Below are 16049 nucleotides of genomic sequence, written 5' to 3'. Positions count from 1 at the left end.
GGTTACCCGTGCGGACGGAACGCACGCCCGAACCACCCCGAACGGACGAACGACCGGCAACGACCGAGCAACGACCGAGCAAGCAACGAACAGCGACAGGTGGAGAAGGACAGGCATGAGCGAGCAGGTTTCCGACTACATCCTGGAGCGGCTGCGCGAGTGGGGCGTGGAGCGGGTCTTCGGTTATCCCGGCGACGGCATCAACGGTCTGCTGGCGGCCTGGGGCCGGGCCGACGACCAGCCGCGCTTCATCCAGGCCCGCCACGAGGAGATGGCCGCCTTCGAGGCGGTGGGCTACGCCAAGTTCAGCGGCCGGCTGGGGGTGTGCGTGGCGACGTCCGGGCCGGGCGCGATCCATCTGCTCAACGGGCTCTACGACGCCAAGCTCGACCACGTGCCCGTGCTGGCGATCGTGGGCCAGACGGCGCGCTCGGCGATGGGCGGGGCGTTCCAGCAGGAGGTGGACCTGCACACGCTGTTCAAGGACGTCGCCTCCGACTTCGTGGAGACGGTGACGGTCCCCGAGCAGCTGCCGAACGTGCTGGACCGGGCGGTGCGCACGGCGTACGCGCGCCGGGCCCCCACGGCGGTGATCATCCACGGGGACGTGCAGGAGCTGGAGTACTCGCCGCCCACGCACTCGTTCAAGATGATTCCCTCCAGCCTGGACCGCAGCGGCTGGCAGGCGGTGCCCTCGGACGACGCGCTGCAGCGGGCGGCGGACGTCCTGAACGCGGGCGAGAAGGTGGCGATCCTGGCCGGCCAGGGCGCGCGCGGGGCGCGCGGCGAGGTGGAGCAGGTCGCGGAGCTGCTGGGCGCCGGTGTGGCGAAGGCACTGCTGGGCATGGACGTGCTCAGCGACGAGCTGCCGTACGTCACGGGCGCGATCGGACTGCTGGGCACCCGCCCGTCGTACGAGATGATGCGCGACTGCGACACGCTGCTGACGATCGGCTCCAACTTCCCGTACTCGCAGTTCCTGCCCGAGTTCGGCAAGGCGCGGGCGGTGCAGATCGAGCTCGACCCGCACATGGCGGGCCTGCGCTATCCCTACGAGGTCAACCTGATCGGTGACGCGCGGGCGACGCTGCTGCGGCTGATGCCGCTGCTCAAGCGCAAGGACAAGCGCGGCTGGCAGAGCCAGGTCATCTCCAATGTGCAGCGCTGGAACGAGGTGATGGAGCGGCGGGCGGCGGTCTCCGCGCAGCCGGTCAACCCCGAGCACGTGGCGCGGGCGCTGTCGCCGCTGCTGCCCGACGACGTGATCCTGACCTCCGACTCGGGGTCGGTCGCCAACTGGTACGCCCGGCACATCACCATGCGCGGTTCGATGCGCGGTTCGCTGTCGGGCACGCTCGCCACGATGGGGTGCGGGGTGCCGTACGCGATCGGCGCGAAGTTCGCGCATCCCAACCGGCCGGTGGTGGCGCTGGTCGGGGACGGGGCGATGCAGATGAACGGCATGGCCGAGCTGATCACGGTGGCCAAGTACCGGCACCAGTGGGAGGACCCGCGGCTGGTGGTGGCGGTGTGGAACAACCGCGACCTGAACCAGGTCACCTGGGAGCTGCGGGCGATGGGCGGCTCGCCGCAGTTCCTGCCCTCGCAGGAACTGCCCGACGTCTCGTACGCCGAGTTCGGGCGGCAGCTGGGGCTGACCGGCATCCGTGTGGAGGACCCGGACCAGGTGGCGGACGCCTGGCGGCAGGCGCTGGCGGCGAAGGGCCCGGCGGTCGTGGAGTTCGTGACCGACCCGGCCGTGCCGCCGATCCCGCCGCACGCGGACTGGGACCAGATCGAGTCGACCGCGACGGCCATCCTCAAGGGCGACTCGGACCGCAAGAACGTGCTGCGGCAGGGCATCAAGGCAAAGATCCAGGAGTTCCTGCCGGGCGGCCACAAGGCCGACTCCCACAGCACGTCCGAGTCACAAGGGTCGCAAGGATCGCAAGGATCGCAAGGGAAGCGGGAGTCGTGAGGCGTCCGCAGGTGCGCACCCGCGGCCGGCCGCGGCGTGCGGCGTACGACATCCGGCACGGGCGGCTGCAGCGGTCGCTGTCGCTGCTGACGGCCGCCGGTTCGGCGGTGACGGCCGCGGAGATCTTCCTGGAGCACGACCGCGCCGGCTTCGGCAACCGCGTCATGTGGTGGCCGGTGCTGCTGGGGCCCGTGGGCCTGGCGGCGGGCATCGCCGGCTGCACCAGTGAACGGGCGGCGCGCACGGCGCTGCCCCTGGCGTCGGCGGCGATCGTCGCCAACGGCCTGCAGGGCACGTACCTGCACGTACGCGGCATCGCCGCGAAGCCGGGCGGCTGGCGGATGGCCCGCTACAACATCGAGCTGGGGCCTCCCCTGTTCGCCCCGCTGCTGATGAGCATGGTCGGCGGGATGGGCCTGCTGGCCAGCGCCCTGCGGCGGGAGGCATGAGGATGCCGGAACAGGACGTCGGCACCCGCCGGCCGGGGCGGCGCGGGAGCGACGTCGTGGGCCGGGCGGGCACCTGGGACGCGGTGACGGCGGGCGTGGTGCTCGCCCGGCTGGCGGCCCCGCCGCAGCCGCCGCTGCGGTTCTTCACGCCGGCCGAGGAGGCGGCGGCCGAGGCGCTGCTCGACCACCTCCTGGCCCGTACGCCCGACGACCCGCCCGTCCCGGTGCTGAGCGTGATCGATGCGCGCCTGGCGACGGCGGAACGCGACGGCTGGCGGTACGCGGACGTGCCGGAGGACGACGAGGCGTGGCGGCGCTCGCTGGCGGGCCTCGACGAGGACGCCCGGCTGCGGCACGACGGCCGAACGTTCGCCGAGCTCGGCTACGGCGACCGGGACCGGTTGCTGCGGCACGTCCTGCAGCTCAGTGGCGGCCAGTGGTACGGCATGAAGGCCTCGCACGTGTGGTCCCTGTGGACGCGCTACGCCTGCGAGGCGTACTACGCGCACCCGTACGCCTGGGACGAGATCGGCTTCGGCGGGCCGGCCTACCCGCGCGGCTACCTGCGGCTGGGCCGGGGGCTGCGCGAGCCGTGGGAGGAGAAGCGGTGAGCGACGGCGCCTGGTGGCGCACCCTGCGGGAGACCGCGCGGCCGCAGGGCGACGTGCGGCGGCGCAACGCCTCCGCCTGGCTGCCGCACGTCGGCCGGCTGCGCGAGACGATGCGCAGTTTTGACGACGATGACGAGGTCGACATGGCCGTCGTCGGCTGCGGGGCGGGCGGGGCGACGTTCACCCAGCGGCTGGCGCACGCCGGGTGGCGCGTGGTGTGCCTGGAGGCGGGCCCGTTCTGGGACCCGCAGCGCGACTGGGTCAGCGACGAGTGGGGCTCGCACCACCTGTACTGGAACGAACCGCGCGTGGTCGGCGGCAGTCACCCCGTGCCGCTCGGGTCGAACAACTCCGGCCGGGGCGTGGGCGGTTCGATGGTGCACTTCGCGGGGTACGTGCCGCGCCTGCACCCCTCGGACTTCCGTACGCGCGCCCTCGACGGCGTGGGCGCCGACTGGCCGATCGCGTACGAGGACCTCAAGCCGTACTACGAGCGCATCGAGCGGGAGCTGCCGGTGGCCGGGCAGTTCTGGCCCTGGGGCGATCCGCACCCCCACCCCCACCCCCCGCACCCGGTCGGCGGCAACGGGGAAGTGGTGCTGGCCGGGTGCGCGGCACTGGGCATCGAAGCGCGCGTGGGTCCGGTCGCCATCGCCAACGGCCGGTTCGGCAACCGGCCGCACTGCATCTACCGCGGCTTCTGCCTGCAGGGCTGCAAGGTGGACGCCAAGGCGTCCCCGCTGATCACGCACGTGCCCGACGCGATCGCCCACGGCGCGGAGATCCGCGCGGACGCCATGGTCACCCGGGTGGAGACCGACCGGGAGGGCCGGCGGGTGACGGGCGTGCGGTACGTGCGCGGCGGCAGGGAGCGCTTCCAGCGGGCCGCGGCGGTGGCGATCGCCGGCTACTCCATCGAAACGCCCCGCCTGCTGCTGAACTCGGCCACGCCCCGCTTCCCCGAGGGCCTGTGCAACGACCAGGACCTGGTGGGGCGGTACGTGATGGTGCAGGGCGCGCCGCAGACCGCGGGCCGTTTCGCCGAAGAGATCCGCATGTACAAGGCACCGCCGCCGGAGGTGTGTTCGGAGGAGTTCTACGAGACCGATCCCACGCGCCCGTACCGGCGCGGGTTCTCCCTGCAGACCGTCTCGCCGCTGCCCATCACCTGGGCGGAGCACGTGGCGGCGCAGGGCCACTACGGGCGGGACCTGCGCGAGCGCATGGCCGACTACGTGCACTGGGCGGTCATGGGGGCGCTGTGCGAGTTCCTGCCGCAGGCGGACAACCGCGTCACGCTGGCCGACGAGAAGGACCGGCACGGCCTGCCGGTGGCCCGCTTCGACCACAGCCACTGCGAGAACGACGACCTGCTGCTGGAGGCGGCGCGCAGGACGATGGAGCGCATCCTCACCGCGGCCGGCGCGACGGAACTGATGACCATAGAACGTTACGCCCACCTGGTGGGCGGCTGCCGGATGGGCCGTACACCGCAGGAAGGCGTCGTCGACGGGGATTTGAGGACGTTCGCGCTGCCCAACCTGTTCATCACGGACGGCAGCGTGCTGCCGACGCAGGGCAGCGCCAACCCGGCCCTGACCATCATGGCCCTTGCCGACCGGGCGGCGACCCGGCTGATCGAAGGCGAAGGAGGCCGGCGATGAGCGCGAAGGCGGCGAGTGCAGACGCGGCGATCGACGCCGTCGAGGCCTGCGCCTACACCTTCCCCACCGACTCCCCCGAGGCCGACGGCACGCTGGCCTGGGACGCCACCACGCTCGTCGTGGTGGAGGCGCGCAGCGGCACCACCACCGGGCTCGGCTGGACGTACGCGCCGGCCACGGCGGCCCAGGCCGTCACGGCGCTGCTGCGCGAACAGGTCGTGGGGCGCGACGCGCTGGACGTCGCCGGCGCCAACGAGGCCATGGGCCGGGCCGTGCGCAACGCCGGCCGGCAGGGGCTGGTGGCGTGCGCGCTGTCGGCCGTGGACATCGCCCTGTGGGACCTGAAGGCCCGGCTGCTGCAGGTGCCGCTCACGGGCCTGATCGGGCGGGTGGCGCGGGAGGTGCCGGTCTACGGTTCGGGCGGCTTCACCACGTACCACGACACGCACATGGCGGCGCAGCTGACCAGTTGGGTGCAGGGGCACGGCATCGGCCGCGTCAAGATCAAGATCGGGGAGTCGTGGGGCCGGGCCGTACCGCGCGACCTGGACCGGGTCCGGCACGCGCGGCGGACCGTCGGCCCGGACGTGGCGCTGTACGTGGACGCCAACGGCGCCTACACCCGCAAGCAGGCGGTGCGGGTCGGGCAGGCGCTGGCCGAGCTGGAGGTCGGCTGGTTCGAGGAGCCCGTCTCCTCCGACGACCTCCAGGGCCTGCGCCTGGTGCGGGAGGCGTGCGCCTGCGACGTGGCCGCCGGCGAGTACGGCTACGACCTGCCGTACTTCGCGCGCATGGCCCCCGTCGTGGACTGCCTGCAGGCCGACGCCACCCGCTGCGGCGGGCTGACGGCCTGGCTGCGGGCCGCCGCCGTCGCGGAGGCGCACGGCCTGGAGATCTCGGGGCACTGTGCCCCGCACGTCCACGCGCAGGTGGCCGCCTGCGTGCCGAACCTGCGGCACATCGAGTGGTTCCACGACCACGTGCGCATCGAGTCCGCGTACTTCACCGGCGCCCTGGACCCGGCGGGCGGCGTGGTGCGTCCGGGCGCGGACGGCCGGCCCGGGCACGGGTTGCGCTTCCGCCGCGCCGAGGCCGAGGCCCACCGGGTGGCGTGAGAACGCATTTTTTCCGTCCGATTTCCGTCCCATCGTCTTCGAGGAGCCCTTTGCATGAGCGATGACGTCCAGGACGCCACGACGCGGTACCTGATGTACGGGGTGCTGCCCGGATGGTTCGTTCCCGGCCTCGCCGACTGGGTCATGCACCGGCGCACCGCCATCGAGGAGACCTCCGGCACCAAGGAGTCGGTGATCCACTCGATGATGATGACCGAGGTCGGGCTGCCCATCGCCCTGACCCTGCTGTGCGAGGTCAACCCGCTGCTGCTGAGCGTGCAACTGGGTGCGACGGCGGCACACGAGGCGACCGCCCTGTGGGACGTGCGCACGGCCGTACGGGGCGAGCGCGAGGTCACACCCCTCGAACAGCACATCCACAGCTTCCTGGAGACACTGCCCTTCGCCGCGCTGGCCTCGCTGATGTGCCTGCACCCCGACCAGGTGCGCTCGCTGCTGCGCGGCGGCCGGGGCGACCCGCGGGCCTGGCGCCTGGTGCCGCGCCGCACCCCGCTGCCGTCCGGCTACCTCGCCGCCATCGCCGCGGGCGTCGCGGCGTTCGTGGCACTGCCGTACGCGGAGGAACTGCTGCGGTGCGCCCGCGCCGGCCGCAGGCGCAGGAAGGCGCGCAGGCGCGAGGCCCGCCGGGCCGAGGAATTCACGAAAGGAAGGACATCATCATGAAGGTTGCGTTCCTCATGGCGCCCGAGGGCGTCGAACAGGTCGAGCTGACCAGCCCCTGGCAAGCGGTCGAGGCCGCGGGCGGCACCCCGCACCTCGTCTCCACGAAACCGGGCCGGATCCAGGCGTTCCACCACCTGGACAAGGCCGACACCTTCCCCGTCGACAAGACCGTGGGCGAGGTGGGCGTGGCGGACTACGACGCGCTCGTCCTGCCCGGCGGGGTCGCCAACCCCGACGCCCTGCGCATGGACGACAAGGCCGTCGCGTTCGTCCGCGACTTCTTCTCCGCCGGCAAACCGGTCGCGGCGATCTGCCACGCGCCGTGGTCCCTGGTCGAGGCGGACGTCCTGCGCGGCCGCACCCTCACGTCGTGGCCGAGCCTGCGCACGGACATCCAGAACGCGGGCGGCTCCTGGGTCGACGAGCAGGTGAAGGTCTGCACGGGCGGCCCGAACACCCTGATCACCAGCCGCAAGCCGGACGACCTGAAGGCGTTCTGCGAGGCGTTCACGGAGGAATTCCGCAAGGCCGCGGGCGGGTCCTGAGCCAGCACGCAGGGCCCATGAGGGGTCGGGGAAGTCGGCGACCCGAGCGTGGGGAGACTCGGCGACCGGCTGCCCCACCCTGCGGCAACGAGCCCCTCGTCCTCGGTCTCCGGCTCAGTCGTCGATCGTCACCGTGAGCAGGGCGATGTGCGTCGCGGTGACGAGGACGAAGTCCTTTCGCCAGGTCGACGAGCAGCCCTCGGACTGCCTGATGACGGCTTCGGCGGCCATGCGCACGGGGCCCAGGTGGCCTTCCACGGTGGCGGCGACGGACAGTGCCGGAGGGTTGGCGGCTGCGGATTCGAGGGTTCGGTGGAGGTGGGTGGGCCAGCGGTGCGGGGGTTTGAGGGGGCGTACCGTCGTGACGGTGTCGGGGTGGGCTGCGGTGCGGGCGAGCTGGAGGAGTGGTGAGCGGGGCGGGAAGCCCTCTTCGAGGGGTACGACCGCTGTCAGCATGACGTCGACCGCGTGGTCGGTGCCGCTCAGCTGCTCCGCCACCGAGGCGGCGACGGCCGCCACTTCGCGCTGTGCCGGGTGACTCAACAGCGTGTCCCTTCCCCGATGCGTGGTTCCTGCGGGGGATGTGTCTATCAGACACCGTGCGTGCGTGTGTTTGCATGCTCCTCATGACCCGTACGACACCGCCGCGGCCGCTCGACATCGCCGCCGTTTTTCCGGAGCTGGCTGCTCTGGCCCGTACCACCACCCGGCTGCACCCGCGGCCCGGGGCTCCCGCTGTCGGGGAGAGTTCCGTGGGTGGGCCGCTGTTGTGGCCGGTGGATGAGGCGTGGCCCGTGTGCGAGGAGGAGCATGAGGCGCACCGGCCGGTGGGGCTGGAGGACGTGCGGACGCTGCGTCGGATCCTGACCGCCGGCTGGGCGCGGTCGTGCGCACCCGGAGAGGACTTCCTGACGCCCGAGGAGCGCGAGACCGTGCAGCGCATCAGTGCGGGACGGCCGGCGGGTGCGCTTGCCGCCGGGCCCGTGCCGCTGATACCCGTCGCCCAGCTGTACGCCCGGGACGTGCCCGACCTCTTCTGCCCCGAGGGGACGGACCTGTTGCAGGTCCTGTGGTGTCCCTTCGACCACGGCGACGCCTACGTACCGGCCGTCCGGCTGCGCTGGCGGCGGGCCGCGGATGTGCAGGCGGTGCTCATGGACCCGCCGCGGCCCGAGGTCGTGGGCTCGCAGTACTACGTGCCCGCGCCGTGCGTCCTGCATCCGGAGCAGGTCGTCGAGTACCCGGCGGGCGACGATCTGCCGGAGGAGCTGCGCGAGCGGATCCATGCCTGGGAGGACCAGGGGGAGGACGCTCGTTACCAGTACGACCTGTCCGTGGCGCCCGGGTGGAAGGCGGGCGGCTGGGCGGCCTGGTGGACGTTCACCGATCCCTGGCCCTTCCCGCTGTCCTGCCCGTGCGGCGCGCCCGTCGAACCGCTGCTGACCCTCGACGGCGCCGAGTGGGACGGCGGCTCGGGCAGCTGGCGTCCGGTGGAGGACACCGACGTTCCCGGGCTCCCGCCGTATCCCTCCCTCAACGGGCCGACGCAGATCAGCATCGGGCGCGGCTACACCCTGCAGGTCTACCGCTGCACCGCATCAGCCGAGCATGGTGCCGTGACGCACATGCAGTGACGGACGCGGCGCGCGCCGTCAGCCGTGGTCGTACCAGGAGAGTGCGGCGATCCGCCAGCCCTCGGGGGTGCGGACGAACTGGGTGGTCTTCGTTCCGCCGCCCTCGAAGGGCTCACCGTCGCGGATCCCGGACTTGCGGTACTCGCTGAGGCGCGAGGCGATGTCGCCCGCGATCTCGGTGCGTTCCGAGGTCTCCCACTCCGAGAACTCGACGAGTCGCCCGTCGCTCAGCAGCCGCTCGCGGGGCTCGATGAACTCCTCCACGGTGTACGCCGTGAACTGCGGCCCGGTCATGACGATGATCGCGCCGGGGAGGAACAGCCGGCGGATGCGTGCCACGTCGGCGGTCCGGCCGTCCCTGTTGTCGAAGGCGCCGAAGAACTCGGCGGTCACCCCATCTATTTCGATCTTGGACATGGGGTGAGCGTACCCGTGACCTGGGGGTCTCAGCAGGCGAACTCCGGGCTGTTGGCGAAGAAGGCCAGGTGGGACCAGGTCTGGGCGCCGATGACTCCGTCGACGGTGATCCGGGCGCATTCCTGGAAGCGCCGGGTGGCAGCCTCGGTGAGTGGGCCGAACTTCCCGTCCACGGTGAGCTCGGTATTGGTCAGGCTGTTGTTCAGGTAGCACTGTGCCTGCTTGACGGCCGGGCCTTCCGACCCGACCTTCAGCGTGGGCCTGAGATTGGTGTGGGTGCAGACTTCCGTGGCCATGGCTCACCTCCTAGAAGGGACCGGGATAGGGAACCCGCAATTTGTCCCAGGTCTTCTGCCCGGGCCAGCCGTCCGCATCCGCTCCCGTGAAGCCGAGCTTCTCTTGCCACAACGCGTAGGAGTTGCGGTGCTCCTGGTTCCACTGCGTCTGGGGGCCGTCCGGCCCGTAGGCCGAGCAGCCTTCCTCGACCAGCCGTATCCCCATCATGCCGATGAGGGGACTGTTCGGTTCGAGCCGGAACCAGTCGGCACCCGGGAACGGGACGAACCCGGAGGGGGCCTCGGCAACGAGCAATCGCTGCCCGACCTCGATGTGGTCCGGGTCCGGGATGTGGTTCCACGCCTGGAGCTGCTGGACGGTCGTGTGGAACCGCACAGCTATTTTGGAGAGCGTGTCACCCGCCACAACGACATAAAAGGTGTCCTCTACTCCCATGTTTTCAGGCTAGTCGTGCGGTTTCATGGGTGCATTCCCGATCAGACCCGGCGCCCCAATTGGGCCAGCAGCCGTTGCCAGGAGTCGGCGCCCGGCGGTGGGTCGACGGCGGCGGCGAAGATGCCGGAGACGCCGCTGCCCGCGTAGGGGCCGAACTCGCGGCGGGTGAAGTCGGCCAGGGCCTTGGAGGGGTGTTCGTCGGCGCCGATCGCCCGTGACAGGTCCCAGGCGTGGACGACGAGGTCGGCGGTCATCTGGGCGCAGTAGGCGTGGGCGGCGGTGGGCCCGTACGACAGCTCGACCGTGCGGTGCAGGGCGCCGGGGGCGGTGAACGCCTCGCGGGCCGCGGTGGCGGCCCGGTCCCAGGCGGCCGTGGGGTGGTCGCCGAGCTGGTCGCCGTCGAAGCGGCCGCCGACGTCGGCGATCGAGGCGCCGTCGAGCAGCGGGGGCACCCACAGCTGTTCGACGACCAGGTGGTTGACCAGGTCGCGTACGGTCCAGTCGGTGCAGGGCGTGGGGTCGTGCCATTGCCGGGGGCGGATGGTGTGCACCCGGTCCGCGAACAGGTCGAGGGCCTCGCCGTGGCGGGCGAGCAGGGTGCGGCGCCTGGAGTCGGTCAGCTCCCCGTCACCGGTCATGGCGTCGTCACCGGCCCTGACGTCCGTGATCCATGCGGGTGCGCAACGCGGCGACCGCTGCCGCGGCGACCGCCGCGCCGGCGGCGACGGTGGTGCGGTGTTCGGAGAGCCACAGCTGGGGCCCGTGGACGTGGGCGCCGGGGCCGAAGCGGCCGTGGGCGCCGTAGTCGCGTCCGGTGTCGTCGTCGACGGGGTGCCAGAGGTTGACGGGGTCCAGGGGGGCGGTGGGGTCGTCGGTCAGCTGGGCGTCGTAGCCCGTCCGGGCGAGGTAGCGGTCCAGCAGGCCGGGGGCGACGGCGTTGGCGAGGAGGGTGGCGACGGTGCTGCCGCCGACCCAGTACTCGCGCCGGCGCGGGTGCTCGGCGGCGTGGACGATGGCGCGGGCGGCCAGTTCGGGCTCGTAGATGGGGGCAACGGGCCGTGGCCTGCGGGGCATCCGGTTGAGCACCCAGCCGAACTGGGGGGTGTTCAGGGCGGGCAGCTGCACCATGGTGGTGCGCACCTTGCTGCCCTGGTGCAGCAGTTCGCAGCGCAGCGACTCGTTCCAGCCCTGGATGGCGTGCTTGGCTCCGCAGTACGCGGACTGCAGGGGGATGCCGCGGTAGGCCAGGGCGGAGCCGACCTGGACGATCGTGCCGTGGTCGCGCGGCAGCATGCGGGACAGGGCGGCGTGGGTGCAGTAGACGTAACCCAGGTAGGTGACCTCGGTGACGCGCCGGAACTCCTCGGGCTCGATCTCGACGAAGGGCGCGAAGAGCCCGGTGAAGGCGTTGTTGACCCAGACGTCGACGGCTCCGAAGACCTCCTCGATGCGGTCGGCGGCGGCGGTGACGGCCTGGTGGTCGGCGACGTCGACGGGCAGCGGCAGGGCCGCTCCCCCGGCACGGCGCACCTCGGCGGCGGCGGCCTCCAGGCCCTTGTGACCGCGGGCCAGCAGTGCCAGGTCGGCGCCGCGGGCGGCGAAGGCGCGGGCGGTGGCCCGGCCCACGCCACCGCTGGCGCCGGTCACCACGACGACGGACGGCCGGTTCCTGCGGCGGCGGGCCCTCACGGCTGGTCACTCCTCATGCGCATCTCTCCTCGTCACCGGCGCCGGGTACCCGGGTGCCGGGGGCGTAAACGGGAGCGGCGGCCCGGTGCGTTCATCCGTTCCGGTGATTGTCGGCCCGGGTGTGCGCCGCGGACCCTTGAACCATGCCGGTGGCGGTCACGACGCAGCACAACGACAATCGGCGCACGGGTCTGAACGCCCAGGAGGTGCTGCTGCGCCCGGAGACGGTGCGCCCGGCCACGTTCGGCAAGCTGTTCAGCCGTGCGGTCGACGGCCACGTCTACGCACAGCCGCTGTACCTGCCGGAGGTGGAGGTGCCGGGCGTGGGGCGGCGCCCGGTGGTGTTCGTGGCGACGATGCACAACAGCGTGTACGCCTTCGACGCCGCTGATCCCGCCGCGTCCGCGCCGCTGTGGCGGGCCTCGCTGGGGCCGTCCTGCCCGCTGCCCGATCCGCAGATCGGCCCCCGGGGCTACCGGGACATCGAGGTCGAGGTGGGGGTGGTCAGTACACCGGTGATCGACCGGGAGCGGGGGGTGCTGTACGCGGTCGCGTTCACGAAGGAGGGCGGGGAGTACCACCACGCCCTCCACGCGCTCGACGTGGCCACCGGCCGGGAGGTGCTGGGCGGCCCGGTGCGGATCGCCGCCGAGGTGCCGGGGGACGGCGAGGGCAGTGCGGGCGGCCGGATCGCCTTCACCAGCAGCCGGCAGATCCAGCGGGCGGCGCTGACCCTGGCCAACGGCCGGGTGTACGCGGCGTTCGCCGCGTACGGCGACCGGCGTCCGTACCACGGGTGGGTGATCGCTTTCGACGCGGCGACGCTGCGGCCGGCGGGCGCGTTCGTCAGCACGCCGCACACGGGCCTGGGCGGGATCTGGCAGGCGGGCCGGGGCCTAGGGGTGGACGAGGAGGGCTGCCTGTACCTCATGACGGGGAACGGAGGGTTTCGCTCCGATGGCTCGGACCTGGGCGACTGCGTCGTCAAGCTCCGTCCCGGCCTCACGGTGGCCGACTGGTTCTCGCCCTTCAACAACGCCGCTCTGGACGCCGACGACACCGACCTGGGCTCGTCGGGCCCGCTGCTGATCCCCGGCACCAGGCGGCTGCTGGGCGGCGGCAAGGAGGGCAAGTTCTACCTGCTGGACATGGACGACCTGGGGCACTTCCACGCCGGCTCCGACAGCCAGATCCCGCAGAGCTTCTCCGTCGTGCCACCGGACGGGGCCCGTCACCACATTCACGGCGGGGCGGTGTACGGGGACTTCGCGGGCAGCGGCCCGTGGGTGTACGTCTGGCCCGAGAACGCGTTCCTGCGCGCGTACCGCTTCCGCGGCGCCCTGCTGGACCCGGCCCCGGTGTCGACCAGCACCACGGTGGATCCGGTGGGGGTGCCCGGCGGGTCGCCGGGCATGCCGGGCGGCTTCCTGTCGGTCTCCGCCGACGGTACGGATCCGGCCTCGGGTCTGGTGTGGGCCTCGCACCCGTACCGCGCGGACGCCAATCAGGCGGTCGTCGAGGGCGTCCTGCGGGCCCACCGGGCGACGGACCTGACGCAGGAGGTGTGGAACAGCAGGATGAACGCCGCCCGTGACGACGTCGGGCTGTTCGCGAAGTTCACCCCGCCGACGGTGGCGGACGGCCGCGTCCACCTGGCCACCTTCTCCGGGGCGCTGCACGTCTACGGCCTGCTGCCGTAAGCCCTGCGCCGCGCCGGCGGCGCGTGGCCGGTTGCGCGTATGGACGGCGGACACCCGCCCAAGTAGGCATGACCACATCATCACGCACGCACGGCAACGGCCCAGGAAGGGATCGTCATGCCTCGAAGACGAGTCGTGCTCGGCATCGCGCTGGCCACCGCAGCGCTCACCGGAACGCAGATCGCCGCGGCCACCGCCACGCCCCGGGCCGCGCACCCGGACGGCGGCGCCCCGGCCGCCGCCCACCGGCTCCCCGACGGCGCCCGCGCCCTCGGGCCGCGGGCCTGGCCGGGCGTCGTCCGGATCGCCAGCCTCTACCAGCCGACGCCCGGGCAGTGCCTGGACGCGGACGCCAACGCCGGCGGCAACGGCACCAAGGTGCAGGTGTGGCAGTGCAACAAGTCGGCCCAGCAGGCGTGGATCTCCTGGGGCGACGGCTCGCTGGAGAGCGTCCGCTTCCGGGGCATGTGCCTGGACGCCGACACCAACGGCGGCGGCCGCAACGGCACCCGGGTGCAGCTGTGGCAGTGCAACGGCTCCGCCCAGCAGCGCTGGTACACCTACTCGGGCGACCTCGCCGTCTACAACGGCCTGTTCTACAACAACCGCAACACCGTCCTGGACCGGGACACCAACGTGCCCGGTGACGGTGCCCAGGCCCAGCTGTGGGGCAAGAACTTCCAGTCCCAGCAGTGGTGGCGCGTCGACTCCGTCTGACGTACGCGTGCGGCGGGGCGCCCGGCCGACGGGCGCCCCGCTCCCCTACCGCCCGGCGGCGGCCGCCGCCCGGTCCAGGGAGCGGGCCAGCAGCAGGAACCACACGCCCACGAGCGCCAGGTGGGCCCGTTGCGGCACGCCGTGCCAGCCGGGCCGCCCGAACAGCGGTCCGACCGTGGCCAGGGCCGTGGTGAGCGCGCTGCCGAGCACCCAGGGCCCCAGGCGCCGCACCAGCGGGCAGCCGCAGCCGGGCGCGGCGGTGGCGGCCGCGACGACGAGCAGGGCCATGGAGGCGAACAGTGCGGCGTGGACCAGGGCGCTGGTGGAGGTGTGCCAGGGGTTGACGGCCTCGCAGCCGGCCTCCACGGAGGGGGCGCAGCGCATCGGGATGACGACGTCGGCGACGGAGGCCGCACCGAAGGCGACCAGGGACCACCAGCCGGCCCGCGCCCAGCGGTTGCGCGCACCGCGCAGGGCCAGGAGGGCGCCGGCCGCGACCAGGACGGCGGCGAGGATCTCGATGGAGCTGAAGAAGTGGTGGAAGGGCTGGTCGGCGGCGTAGAGCTCGCTGACGTAGGAGTGCCGCGGGTCCAGGCCGGTGGGCAGGACGAAGGCCAGCAGCCAGTCGTTGTAGACCACGGCCGCCGCGGTCAGCAGCACGGGTGCCGCCACGCCCGGGCCTGCCGGGGGCCGGGCCGCCGGGCGCCCTCCGTCCGGTCGGCCGGTACCGGCGGCAAAGGGGCGCAGGGCGGGGGGCGGGTCGGGCATCGGCGGGAGCCTTCAGTACGCGCGGACGGGGGGCGGCCCGTACGCCGGCGGCGGTGAGGGGTTCGACGGCGGGGTGGTGGGCGGGGTCGTGCGGGGCGAGGCCGGCGGGGTGTGCGGCGAGGCGGGGGGCGGCGGGGGCTGCGGTGCCCGGCTGCTGCCGGGGGGCGGCGGCGCGCTGCTCTTGCCCGGCGCGCTGGAGCTCATGCCGCCCTTGGGCGGTGACACGGAGCGGTCCTGGTCGCCGTCGGTGCCGACCGGGCGTTCGAACCACTCGCCGGTGTCGGGGTCGTAGACGGTGATGGCGTCCATGACGGAGTCGGCGGGGGTGACCACGACGACGTCGGCGTACTTGTAGGCGGGCCAGGTGTCGCCGGTGGCCTTGGGCGTGCCCTGCACCGCGACGGGCGGGGTGAGGGGGTTGCCGCAGGTGCAGCGGACGCGGGGCAGGCCGCGGTCGTCGACGAGCACGGCGGTGCCGGCCTGCAGCACGGACTGGAAGCTCGTGACGGAGCCGTCCTTGTAGCCGTGGTTGGTCACCCGGGTGTCCGAGCGCAGCTGGAGCGGGGTCAGGCCGCGCAGGTAGCCGGTCAGGCCGCCCGGGTCGATGCCGACCACGCCGGCGAAGGCCCGGCTCTTGTTCTGGTCCTGGGTCAGGTAGCCGATCTGGCGCTCGACGTCGCAGTTGGCGTGGTTGCGGGAGCCGCCGTACAGGCCGGCGGTGTTGCCGGCGATGTTGTGGGGGCCGCTGCCCCCGCCCGCGGGGATCGCGGGGTGGGCGCTGGCCGAGCTGCCGTAGTCCTTGGCCGTCGACTGGGTGAACGGGTCGCGGCCGTTGGAGCCCGCGGCCTGCAGCAGGACCTCGCCGCCGGAGGAGCCGGACTGGCGCAGGAAGAAGACGGCGAGCGCGGCGGCGACGAGCACTCCGGCGGTGATCAGTACGGCCTTGGAGCGCCAGCGGGGCGGGCGGCCGGGCGCGCCGCCGCCCGGGACGGGGCCCTCCCCTGACGGGGGCCGCGGCGGCTCCGACGGACCGGACGGGCCCGAGGGACCGGAGGGGCCGGAAGGACCGGGGGGCTCCACGGGGCCGCCGGCCCGGGTCGGTTCGCCGGCGCCCGAGCCGGAGGAGGCCGGTGGCTGGGAGCCGCGCCCGGACAGGGGGCCGGACGGCGGGCCGCTGGGGCGGTTTCCTGACGGCGGTTCGGACGACACGGTCCCTGCTCCTGTCGGTGGTCTGTACGCAATGCACCGCCCCTGCGCACATTGTGTGCTCCTGACCCGTACGCCCCGCAAGCGGACGTACGGTGCACAGGCCACCGGTCCCCCGCCCGCCCGCGCGGACGGGTGGC

The 16049-nt window shown here is 73.0% G+C and carries 18 protein-coding genes; 10 read left to right on the top strand and 8 right to left on the bottom strand.

Features of this window, described 5'->3' with window-relative positions; all coding sequences use genetic code 11:
• The first annotated feature begins 115 nt into the window (after nt 1-115).
• From ABD361_RS16450 to ABD361_RS16420, 7 genes are read left to right on the top strand one after another with little or no spacing between them, the layout of a single operon-like run.
• On the top strand, nt 116-1978 hold the full coding sequence (locus ABD361_RS16450) for a thiamine pyrophosphate-requiring protein (protein WP_344436054.1): 1863 nt from the start codon (nt 116-118) through the stop codon (nt 1976-1978).
• Complete coding sequence (locus ABD361_RS16445; protein ID WP_344436053.1) at nt 1975-2427, top strand: hypothetical protein; 453 nt, start codon at nt 1975-1977, stop codon at nt 2425-2427. Before ABD361_RS16450 ends, ABD361_RS16445 begins: the two co-directional genes overlap by 4 nt.
• Complete coding sequence (locus tag ABD361_RS16440) at nt 2424-3038, top strand: gluconate 2-dehydrogenase subunit 3 family protein (protein ID WP_344436051.1); 615 nt, start codon at nt 2424-2426, stop codon at nt 3036-3038. Before ABD361_RS16445 ends, ABD361_RS16440 begins: the two co-directional genes overlap by 4 nt.
• Nucleotides 3035-4702, top strand: coding sequence for a GMC family oxidoreductase (locus tag ABD361_RS16435; RefSeq protein WP_344436050.1), 1668 nt, complete (start codon nt 3035-3037; stop codon nt 4700-4702). Before ABD361_RS16440 ends, ABD361_RS16435 begins: the two co-directional genes overlap by 4 nt.
• A complete protein-coding gene (locus ABD361_RS16430) occupies nt 4699-5817 on the top strand; it encodes an enolase C-terminal domain-like protein (protein WP_344436049.1) in 1119 nt (372 codons plus the stop codon). The genes ABD361_RS16435 and ABD361_RS16430 overlap by 4 nt, the downstream gene beginning before the upstream one ends.
• A 54-nt stretch (nt 5818-5871) precedes the next feature.
• Complete coding sequence (locus tag ABD361_RS16425; protein WP_344436048.1) at nt 5872-6501, top strand: diguanylate cyclase; 630 nt, start codon at nt 5872-5874, stop codon at nt 6499-6501.
• Nucleotides 6498-7046 (top strand): type 1 glutamine amidotransferase domain-containing protein, encoded by a 549-nt coding sequence (locus ABD361_RS16420; RefSeq protein ID WP_344436047.1) that lies wholly within the window; start codon nt 6498-6500, stop codon nt 7044-7046. The genes ABD361_RS16425 and ABD361_RS16420 overlap by 4 nt, the downstream gene beginning before the upstream one ends.
• 114 nt (nt 7047-7160) lie before the next feature.
• Here ABD361_RS16420 and ABD361_RS16415 read toward each other — a convergent pair whose 3' ends face one another.
• On the bottom strand, nt 7161-7589 hold the full coding sequence (locus ABD361_RS16415; RefSeq protein ID WP_344436046.1) for a hypothetical protein: 429 nt from the start codon (nt 7587-7589) through the stop codon (nt 7161-7163).
• An 83-nt stretch (nt 7590-7672) separates the two neighbouring features.
• Between ABD361_RS16415 and ABD361_RS16410 the strand changes: the two genes are divergently transcribed.
• Nucleotides 7673-8680: a hypothetical protein gene (locus ABD361_RS16410; protein ID WP_344436045.1), complete on the top strand. Its 1008-nt coding sequence runs from the start codon at nt 7673-7675 to the stop codon at nt 8678-8680.
• An 18-nt stretch (nt 8681-8698) separates the two neighbouring features.
• On the opposite strand, the gene ABD361_RS16405 is transcribed toward ABD361_RS16410, so the two are convergent.
• The 5 genes from ABD361_RS16405 to ABD361_RS16385 are packed head-to-tail and all read right to left on the bottom strand — an operon-like array spanning nt 8699 to nt 11518.
• A complete protein-coding gene (locus ABD361_RS16405) occupies nt 8699-9097 on the bottom strand; it encodes a nuclear transport factor 2 family protein (protein WP_344436044.1) in 399 nt (132 codons plus the stop codon).
• Between the two features lie 29 nt (nt 9098-9126).
• On the bottom strand, nt 9127-9393 hold the full coding sequence (locus ABD361_RS16400) for a peptidoglycan-binding domain-containing protein (RefSeq protein WP_344436043.1): 267 nt from the start codon (nt 9391-9393) through the stop codon (nt 9127-9129).
• A gap of 10 nt (nt 9394-9403) precedes the next feature.
• A complete protein-coding gene (locus ABD361_RS16395) occupies nt 9404-9829 on the bottom strand; it encodes a peptidoglycan-binding protein (RefSeq protein WP_344436042.1) in 426 nt (141 codons plus the stop codon).
• A 41-nt stretch (nt 9830-9870) separates the two neighbouring features.
• On the bottom strand, nt 9871-10467 hold the full coding sequence (locus tag ABD361_RS16390) for a TIGR03086 family metal-binding protein (protein ID WP_344436040.1): 597 nt from the start codon (nt 10465-10467) through the stop codon (nt 9871-9873).
• Nucleotides 10468-10474: 7 nt separating this feature from the next.
• Nucleotides 10475-11518, bottom strand: a complete 1044-nt coding sequence (locus tag ABD361_RS16385) for an SDR family oxidoreductase (RefSeq protein WP_344436039.1) — start codon at nt 11516-11518, stop codon at nt 10475-10477.
• A 143-nt stretch (nt 11519-11661) separates the two neighbouring features.
• Here ABD361_RS16385 and ABD361_RS16380 point away from each other — a divergent pair, with 143 nt between their 5' ends.
• A complete protein-coding gene (locus ABD361_RS16380) occupies nt 11662-13218 on the top strand; it encodes a hypothetical protein (protein WP_344436038.1) in 1557 nt (518 codons plus the stop codon).
• A 117-nt stretch (nt 13219-13335) separates the two neighbouring features.
• Entirely contained in the window at nt 13336-13935 is a 600-nt protein-coding gene (locus ABD361_RS16375) for an RICIN domain-containing protein (protein ID WP_344436037.1), read from the top strand.
• A gap of 45 nt (nt 13936-13980) precedes the next feature.
• Here ABD361_RS16375 and ABD361_RS16370 read toward each other — a convergent pair whose 3' ends face one another.
• On the bottom strand, nt 13981-14703 hold the full coding sequence (locus ABD361_RS16370; RefSeq protein ID WP_344436036.1) for a DUF998 domain-containing protein: 723 nt from the start codon (nt 14701-14703) through the stop codon (nt 13981-13983).
• A 12-nt stretch (nt 14704-14715) separates the two neighbouring features.
• Nucleotides 14716-15912, bottom strand: coding sequence for a DUF6777 domain-containing protein (locus ABD361_RS16365; protein WP_344436035.1), 1197 nt, complete (start codon nt 15910-15912; stop codon nt 14716-14718).
• Nucleotides 15913-16049: the final 137 nt, after the last annotated feature.

This window comes from Streptomyces luteosporeus, assembly GCF_039532865.1.
GTDB classification, from domain to species: domain Bacteria; phylum Actinomycetota; class Actinomycetes; order Streptomycetales; family Streptomycetaceae; genus Streptomyces; species Streptomyces luteosporeus.
The sequence above is the reverse complement of the archived record's forward strand: the minus strand, read 5'-3'. Positions and strand labels throughout refer to the sequence as shown.

Excerpts from the sequence above, each read along its gene's own strand:
- ABD361_RS16405 (WP_344436044.1), bottom strand. The coding sequence starts at position 9,097 with ATGTCCAAGATCGAAATAGATGGGGTGACCGCCGAGTTCTTCGGCGCC.
- ABD361_RS16430 (WP_344436049.1), top strand. The coding sequence starts at position 4,699 with ATGAGCGCGAAGGCGGCGAGTGCAGACGCGGCGATCGACGCCGTCGAG.
- ABD361_RS16395 (WP_344436042.1), bottom strand. The coding sequence starts at position 9,829 with ATGGGAGTAGAGGACACCTTTTATGTCGTTGTGGCGGGTGACACGCTC.
- ABD361_RS16375 (WP_344436037.1), top strand. The coding sequence starts at position 13,336 with ATGCCTCGAAGACGAGTCGTGCTCGGCATCGCGCTGGCCACCGCAGCG.
- ABD361_RS16370 (WP_344436036.1), bottom strand. The coding sequence starts at position 14,703 with ATGCCCGACCCGCCCCCCGCCCTGCGCCCCTTTGCCGCCGGTACCGGC.
- ABD361_RS16425 (WP_344436048.1), top strand. The coding sequence starts at position 5,872 with ATGAGCGATGACGTCCAGGACGCCACGACGCGGTACCTGATGTACGGG.
- ABD361_RS16380 (WP_344436038.1), top strand. The coding sequence starts at position 11,662 with ATGCCGGTGGCGGTCACGACGCAGCACAACGACAATCGGCGCACGGGT.
- ABD361_RS16390 (WP_344436040.1), bottom strand. The coding sequence starts at position 10,467 with ATGACCGGTGACGGGGAGCTGACCGACTCCAGGCGCCGCACCCTGCTC.
- ABD361_RS16450 (WP_344436054.1), top strand. The coding sequence starts at position 116 with ATGAGCGAGCAGGTTTCCGACTACATCCTGGAGCGGCTGCGCGAGTGG.
- ABD361_RS16420 (WP_344436047.1), top strand. The coding sequence starts at position 6,498 with ATGAAGGTTGCGTTCCTCATGGCGCCCGAGGGCGTCGAACAGGTCGAG.
- ABD361_RS16440 (WP_344436051.1), top strand. The coding sequence starts at position 2,424 with ATGAGGATGCCGGAACAGGACGTCGGCACCCGCCGGCCGGGGCGGCGC.
- ABD361_RS16400 (WP_344436043.1), bottom strand. The coding sequence starts at position 9,393 with ATGGCCACGGAAGTCTGCACCCACACCAATCTCAGGCCCACGCTGAAG.
- ABD361_RS16410 (WP_344436045.1), top strand. The coding sequence starts at position 7,673 with ATGACCCGTACGACACCGCCGCGGCCGCTCGACATCGCCGCCGTTTTT.